The organism is Mycobacterium sp. NGS54 (genome assembly GCF_059812465.1).
Map to the genome: position 1 here is coordinate 1 of NZ_JCALCS010000019.1, position 2,284 is coordinate 2,284.

Here is a 2,284-nt window from a genome sequence, read left to right on the forward strand (position 1 = left end):
AGCGGAACACGGGGCCGCCGGTCTTCGTCGACGGCATGGTCTTTCGTGCGCGGCTTCGACGCGTAGCGCTCGATCGAACATGCGGATGCGTCGCAGGCGTCACGGGCAGATCGCCGCCGCCGTCGCGTGTCTGCAGGATCGTCCGCAGCAGGGCCGGGGCCAAGACAGCCTCCGAGAATTTCTGCGCGCTCGCATAGGCGTTCTCGCCCATGGCCTCGCGCAGCGCGGGGTCCGCCATCAGGCGTTCGATAGCATCGGCCATCGCTCGGACATCGAGGTAGGGCACCGTGATGCCGCCACCGTTGTCGTGGATGAACTCCGCGGCGCCGCCGGACCCCTCGAAGGCCACGATCGGCAGCCGTGCCATGCCGGCTTCGAGCATGACCAGCGGGAAGGGATCCTCCATGGACGGCAGCAGGAACAGGTCCGCCGCGGCGTAGAAGCGGGCGATGCCGTCGTGCCGGCCCGCGATGTGCAGCGAACCGGACAGGCCCAGACGATCGAATTCGTGTTCGAGCCGTATGAACGACTCCGGTTCGCCACAGTCTCCCACCCAAACGAAACGGAACGGCGCGGTGCTCACGCTGGCGAGCTGCTGGGCCACCGGGGCCAGCATGTAGGCTCCTTTACGCCAGTTGACCGAGCCGGCGAGGAGGATGGTGATGACGCCGGGCTGCTCGGGCAAGATCTCGCCGACGCTCTCGGCGACGGGTTCTTCTCTGTGCTCGGGCACGAAAGCGTGGATCGTGGTGACCTGCTCCGGATTGACGCGATAGTCCTCGGTGAGCATGCGTTCCACTGCGCGCGAGCACGCGATGAAGCGGCCCGGCATGTGGCAGAGCTCCTCGGCATCTTTACCCAGCAGCTGCTTCACCGTGCCGCGCAGCTCGTGGACGTGCAACAGGAGCGGGGCGTCGCTGGCGGGCAGCCCGCGCAGGTTGCGGATCGACGCCAGGCTGTTGAGGTAGATCAACCGGTATGCGCCGGACCTGATCTTCTCCTGGTTCTCGGGAACGCCGTCGGGCTCCAGGAAATGCACGGGGCCCAGCTGAGCGAACCCTCCGGCGAGGCTGACACCTTGATTCTCGTAGCTGGCGGCCGTCCCGCGCGTCACCGCGAACAAGGTCTCGAAGTCGAAGTCCGGGGCATGCGCCTTGAGCCAGCCTAGGAAGCGCAGCATGAACAGCTGTGCGCCCGCCGGGTAGGGATCGTGGACCACGAAAAGGTGTGGCTTGCAGCGGTTGGCGTCGTTGCGAATCTGCGCCACCATTTCCGCATCCAACAGACCGCGGTCCGTCATCATCTGCAGTGTCGACGGCAAGATGTGCTTTGCCAGGCCGATGTCGGCCCCGATCACCGGCTGCGCATTCGGACCCAGCGCACGCAGGCTGATCTGCAGGCGCTGGCTGCCGCACGACAAGCGCGCGGCCAAGTCGGCCCGCGGCAGGCTCACGGAAAAGGAGTTGGGGCAGCGGATCGCGTCGAGCCTGCTGTGGTAGTCGAACACATCCTCGCGCGTCTGCGTCAGCAGGGTCTGGGAGACGACCTCGCCGCCGAGCAGAACCTCCACGATTTCGACGCGCGCGGCGCGAGAGATGACCCAGCCACTCAACGTCAGCACCTCGCCGTCGACGAGGGCACCGGCGACGACAGACTCCAGCCACATCAGTGAGCCCTCGGCGGGCTGGTAATTCAGCGACTGGATCGCGATACCGTTGCGGGGTTCGTCCATGGCCAGCAGCGCGACCGACTCGTTGCCCTTTTCCTGACCGCGTTCCTCGATCACGGCGGCGGCCAGCGACAGCAGCCGCGCGCCCGGCTCGCCCGACAGCAGGGGCAGCAGATCCTGCAGGAGCTCGTCGTCGGCCTTTTGGCTCGGAGCTCCTAGCGCATCGCGCGTGCGTTCCAGCGGAGCACGGCCGTACACCGTGTCCGGTTCCAGGTACGTACCTTCCGCCCACTCGTTCCAGGCGTTGATGAAGACGAACTGGTTGTCGGCGTCGTACAGCTGCTCGGTCTTCAACAGGCTGGCGTGGAGCCAGCGGTCGTACCCGTCGAGGCTGAAGCCGTGGTAGACGTGCGCAGCCTTATTCTTCCGGGCCGTGTTGTCCCAGTTCAGCATGAGCGTGAAATAGCGCGTCTTGCCGGCCGCAGACGAGCGGATCAGGCTGCGGGCCACGTCCTCGTAGTGGACGATCTTGCCATTGAAGTCGGGGGTGGTCTTGTACTGCGACGACCGCTCCGGAAGGTGCAGGCCGTGAGGCGGGAACTGCACCTCGGCATC

Annotated in this window: 1 protein-coding gene; it reads right to left on the reverse strand. The window is 66.2% G+C overall.

Annotated features, from left to right (window positions below; all coding sequences use genetic code 11):
- A partial coding sequence (locus AC5Y5E_RS30320) for a glycoside hydrolase family 99-like domain-containing protein (protein WP_499907711.1) occupies positions 1-2,284 on the reverse strand: 2,284 nt, incomplete at both ends.